This window comes from Streptomyces longispororuber (assembly GCF_014656095.1).
Lineage (GTDB): Bacteria > Actinomycetota > Actinomycetes > Streptomycetales > Streptomycetaceae > Streptomyces > Streptomyces longispororuber.
Window position 1 is genome coordinate 1 of the sequence record NZ_BNBT01000264.1, and the last position, 5732, is coordinate 5732.

Consider the following 5732-nt stretch of genomic DNA (forward strand, 5'->3'; position numbering starts at 1 on the left):
TGGTTGGCCAGGCCCCGGTGGGTGACGGCGACGCCCTTGGGCTTGCCGGTCGAGCCGGAGGTGTAGATGACGTACGCCAGGTCGTCGGGGTCCGGCGTGCTGCCGGGTGCCTGCGACGGCTGCTCGGTGATCCGCGCGGCCTCCACGGTGAGGTCGATGACACGCACTCCGGCGGGGATGCGGTCGGCGTACTCGGTGACGGTGAGGGCGGCCGTGGCTTCGGCGTCGCTGAGCATCGCGTGGATGCGGGCGGCGGGGAAGTCCGGGTCGATGGGGATGTAGGCGGCGCCCGTCTTCCACACGCCGAGCAGGGTGGCGTGCAGGTCGGGGCCGCGGTCGAGCAGGACACCGACGAGGGAGCCGGTGGTGACGCCCTGGGCGGTCAGGTGGTGGGCTATCCGGTTGGCGCGGGTGTCCAGTTCGGCGTAGGTGAGCTGGAAGCCCTCACCGGTGACGGCAATCGCCTGCGGGGTGCGGGCGGCCTGCTGGGCGATCAGCGCCGGGGCGGGCAGCTCCCCACCAGCGGAGGGGGTGCCAGTGCCCCAGTGAGCAAGCCGCTCGGCCTCGCCCGCGGGCAGCGGTACCAGGTCGGCGGAACCGTCGACACCCTCACCGGCCATGGCCTCCAGGACCCGGCGGTACATCCCCGCCAGCCGTTCCGCGTGGGCCCGGGACACCGTGCGCGGCGCGCAGCGCAGCTTCAGGCGGCCCCGGGCGGTCGAGACGGAGAGGCCGAACTCGTTGGAGCTGGAGCCGAACGCGGCGGAGTCGTCCACCAGCGCCCCCGCGCCCTCGGCGTGCTCGGAGTCGAAGTCCTGGTAGCTGAAGTAGACCTCGATGAGCCGGGCACCGCCGGTGAACTCCCGCTGGAGGGCCGGCATCGGGAAGTGCCGGTGCGCCCAGACGGCCCGCTCCTCCGCGAAGACGCGCGTCACCAGGTCTCCCCAGGTGCGGGCACCGCGCTCGTACCGCACGGGCAGCACGTTGAGGAACATGCCCCGCACCTGGTCGGCGCCGACCGCCTCCGGGCGCACGTGGTGGGTGAGGCCCGACAGGAACCGGTCCTCGTGGGTGAGGGAGCCGAGCACCTTCAGGTGCGCGGCGAGCAGCACGCTCTTGAACGGCGTCCTGGCCCGCGCGGCCAGGTCGCGCAGCCCCTGCTCGATGTCGTCGAACGCCACGTCGAGCGCGTACATGCCCGTGCCGTCCCGGCCGTCGTGGTCCGCCAGGGCCGCGGGGACGCCGAACCGCTCGGCGTCGGTGACCCGGCCCTGCCAGAACGCGCGGCCCTCCGGCGAGTCCAGGGCGGCCAGCTCGGCCGCGACGGTGTCGGCGAACCGCACCGCCGGGGCCGTGCGGGCGGGCTCGGTGCCGTCGAGGTACGCGTGGTACGTCTCCATGACCTCGGCGAGCAGCCCGTTGATGCTCCAGCCGTCCAGGATCACGTGGGAGTTGGCCGTGGTGAGCTGCCAGCTCCCGTCGTTCAGCGTGTGCACGGCGATCCGCAGGAGCGGCGCCGCGTACTGGTCGAGGGCGTACCGCGACAGCTCATCGGCGTAGCCGTGCAGGGCGTGCTCGGCCTCCTCCAGGGGCGTCAGCGTCAGGTCGGTGACCCGTACGGGCAGCGCCGCCTCGGCGTGCACGAGCTGGAGGGGCACCGAGTAGCGGTCCAGGTCGACGCTGGTGCGCAGCACGTCGTGGCGGGCGACCAGCGCGTCGACGGCGCGCTGGAACGCGGCCGCGTCGAAGGGCCGCCCGTCGCGCACGCGCAGGCTCGTCACGATGTGGTACGCGGGCCTGCCGTCCGCGGACAGCATCTCGATCTGCATGCCGAGCTGGTTCTGCGTGAGCGGGTAGGCGTCCTGGACGCCGTCGGGCAGCAGCGCCCGGTCCTCCTCGCCGATCAGCGCGAAGGGCCGCACCGCCACCGGCGCCGCCTGGGCGCAGGCGCCGCGCTCGGCGGCCAGCTCGCCCAGCTCCGCGACCGTCGGCCGCTCCATCAGCTCCTTGACGCCGACGTCGTACCCGGCGTCCCGCAGCGTGCCGGTGAGGATCACCGCGCGGATGGAGTCGCCGCCGAGTTCGAAGAAGCTGTCGTGGACGCCGACGCGGTCGACGCCGAGGACGTTCTGCCAGATCTCGGCGAGGCGGGTCTCCAGCGGGGTGCGCGGGGCGGTGAACTCCCCTGCGGTGCGCAGTTGCCCGCCGTCGGGTGCGGGCAGGGCGCGCTTGTCGAGCTTGCCGTTGGTGGTGAGCGGGATGGCGTCCAGCTCGACGAAGGCGGCGGGGACCATGTACTCGGGCAGCGTCCGGCCGAGTCCTTCGCGCAGGCCGCGCGGGTCGAGGGCCTTGCCGGGCGCCGGGACGACGTAGGCGACCAAACGCTTGTCGCCGGGGGTGTCCTCGCGCACGACGGTGACGGCCTCGCGCACGGCGGAGTGCGCGGACAGCGCGGCGGTGATCTCGCCCAGTTCGATGCGGAAGCCGCGGATCTTGACCTGGTCGTCGATGCGGCCGTGGAAGTCGAGCGTGCCGTCGGCCCGCCGCAGGGCGAGGTCGCCGCTGCGGTACATCCGGGCGCCCGGCACGTCGCTGAACGGGTCGGGCACGAAGCGCTCGGCGGTCAGCGCGGGCCGGTTGAGGTAGCCGCGCGCCACGCCGGGCCCGGCCACGTGGATCTCGCCCGGCACGCCGTCCGGCACGGGGTGGCCGTCGGCGTCGAGCAGGTGCACCGTGAGGTCGCTCAGCGGGTCGCCGATCGGGTTGCCCGCGTCCGGCGCGAAGTCCCGCTTGGTGAGGCGGTGGTAGGTGGTGTGCACGGTGGTCTCGGTGATGCCGTACATGTTCACCAGCGCGACCCGGTTGAGGCCGATGCGCTCGGTCCACGGCTTCAGCTCCGCGATCTCCAGCTTCTCGCCCGCGAAGATCACCGCGCGCAGGAAGAGGTACTTGACGCGCGGGTCCTTCTCGGCGGCGGCCGTCACCAGCGACCGGAAGGCGGTCGGGGTCTGGCTGAGGACCGACACCTCCTGCTCGACGAGGAGGTCGATGAACTCGTCGGGCGAGCGCGTCACGTCCTGCGGCACGACGACCAGGCGGCCGCCGTGGGCCAGGGCGCCCCACATCTCGAAGACGGAGACGTCGAAGGCGTAGGAGTGCGCCATGGACCACACGTCGGTCTCGTCGAACGCGTAGTGCTCCTGGGCGGTGGACATCAGCCGCACCACGTTGGTGTGGGTGAGCGCCACGCCCTTGGGCTTACCGGTCGAGCCGGAGGTGTAGATCGTGTAGATCAGGTTGTCCGGGACGGAGACGGGGGCCGGGTTCTCCACGGGCTGGGCATCCAGCTCGGCGACCGTGTCGGCGGCGTCGAGGACCAGCACCTGGCCGTCGTACACCGCGCGCAGGTTCTCGGCGAGGTCGGCGGTGGTGAGGACGGTCCTCGCCCGGGCGTCGGCGAGGACGTAGCCGAGGCGGTCCATGGGGTTGGCCGGGTCCAGGGGCAGGTAGCCCGCACCGGACTTCAGGACGCCCAGGATGGCGGGGATCAGGTCCGCGCCGCGGTGGAGGTGCACGCCCACCAGGTCCTCGGCACCGGCGCCCCGGTCGCGCAGGAGGTGCGCGATGCGGTTGGCGCGGGCGTTCAGCTCGCCGTACGACAGCTCGACGTCACCGGCGGTCACGGCCGGGGCCTTGGGCCGCTCGGCGGCCTGGGCCTCGAACAGCTCGTGCGCGAGGGCGCCCCGGGCGGCGGTGTCCGTGGGGGCCGGGCGGTCGTGCGCCGTCTCCGTCCGCGCCGCCTGGAGGACGGCCGTGGCGTCGCCGTCGAGGCCCGCGGCGATGGACTCCAGGACCGCCCGGTACATCCCGGCGAGCCGGTCGGCGTGAGGGCGGGCGAGCGTCGCCGAGTCGGCGCGGATGCCGACCTTGCGGTCGCCGTAGGCGTCCACGGTGAGCCCGAACTCGGTGGCGGCCTGGCTCACCCCCGTGCCGGTGTCGACCAGCGAGGCGTCGGTCTGGTGGAAGTCGACGTAGTTGAAGAACACGTCCACCAGGCGCTCGCCGCCCGCCGCGCGCTGGATCGTCGGCAGCGGGTACCGCCGGTGCGTCCACACCTCGGTCTCGTGCGCGAAGACCCGGGCGAGCAGCTCGCGCCACGTCCGCGCGCCGCGCTCGTACGGGAACGGCAGCGTGTTGAGGTGCATGCCCACCACGCCCTCGGCGCCGGTGGCCTCCGGCCGGGTGTGGAAGACGACGCCGGTGTGGAACGCGGGCTCGTCGGTGAGCTGGCTCAGGACCTTCAGGTGCGCCGCGAGCATCAGCGTCTTGAACGGGACGTCGGCCTCGGCGGCCCGCGCCCGCAGCGCCTGCGCCAGGTCGGCGACCGGCACGTCGACGCCGTACCGCTCCGGCGCGGCGCCGGGCGCGCCCGCCCAGGCGGCGGGCGGCAGCATCTTCGCGTACTCCGAGACGACGCGCCGCCAGTACGCGGCGTCGGCGGTGCCGCCCAGCGACTCCAGCTCGCCGGCGACGGCGTCCGCGTAGCGCACGGGCGGCGCCTGGTACGGCGTGGGCGCGCCGGTGTCCCGGATCTCCCGGTAGGAGTTCACGAGTTCCATCTCCAGGGTGTGCTTGCTCCAGCCGTCGGTGACGACGTGGGAGGTGGTGAGGGTCAGCCACCACGCGTCGTCGCTCTCCAGGTGCACGGAGACGCGCAGGAGCGGGGCGGTCTTGAGGTCGAACAGGTCGGCGCGCTCGGCGTCGATGTGGGCGTGAAGCAGCCGTTCGCCCTCCACCTGGCCGACACCGCGGCAGTCGCGTACGACGACCGGGATCTCCGGGCCCTCGTGCACCACCTGAAGGGGCACCGAGTAGCCGGTGACGTGCACGGACGTGCGCAGCGCGTCGTGCCGGGCGGTCACCGCGCGCACCGCGGCGCGCAGCGCCTCCTCGTCGAACGGCGCGTCGTCCTTGATCCGCTTGGCCGTCACCGTGTGGTAGCTGTTGCCGCCGTCCGCGCTGCCGAGCAGCTCGGCGACCATGCCGAGCTGGACCTGGCCCAGCGGGTAGGCGTCGACGGCGTCGGCGGGCAGCAGCGCCCGGTCCGCGGCGCCGATCAGGGCGTACGGCGCGGTGGCCGCGGCGGCGCCGTCGGCGAGGCGGCGCCTGCCCTCGACGAGCGCGGCCAGCGCGGCCGGGGTGCGCTGCTCGAAGACGTCGCGCACGGACACGTCGTAGCCGCGCCCGCGCAGGCCGCCCACGACGGCGACGGCCCGGATGGAGTCGCCGCCCCGGTCGAAGAACCGGTCGCCCGTGCCCACGCGCTCGGCGGCAAGGGCCCGCTGCCAGACCTCGACGACGTCCGTCTCGGCCTCGGTGACCGGGGCGGTGTAGCCGGGCCCGGCCGCGCCCGCGCCGTCCGGTGCGGGCAGGGCGGCGCGGTCCAGCTTGCCGTTGGCGTTGAGCGGGATCGCCGCGAGCGCGACGTACGCGGACGGCACCATGTACGCCGGGAGCCCGGCGGCGCAGTGCCGCTCCAGCTCCTCGGCGAGCAGCTCCGCCGTGCCCGTGCCGTCGCCGGTCACCACGTAGGCCACCAGGCGCTTGCCGCCGTCCGCGTCCTCGTGGGCGACGACGCGGGCGTCGGTCACCCCCGGGTGGGTGAGGAGGGTGGTCTCGATGTCGCCGGTCTCGATGCGGTAGCCGCGGATCTTGACCTGGTGGTCGGTGCG

Annotated in this window: 1 protein-coding gene; it reads right to left on the reverse strand. The window is 74.1% G+C overall.

Features of this window, described 5'->3' with window-relative positions; genetic code table 11:
• On the reverse strand, window positions 1-5732 hold a 5732-nt coding region (locus tag IE330_RS37535), incomplete at both ends, for a non-ribosomal peptide synthetase (RefSeq protein WP_190140668.1).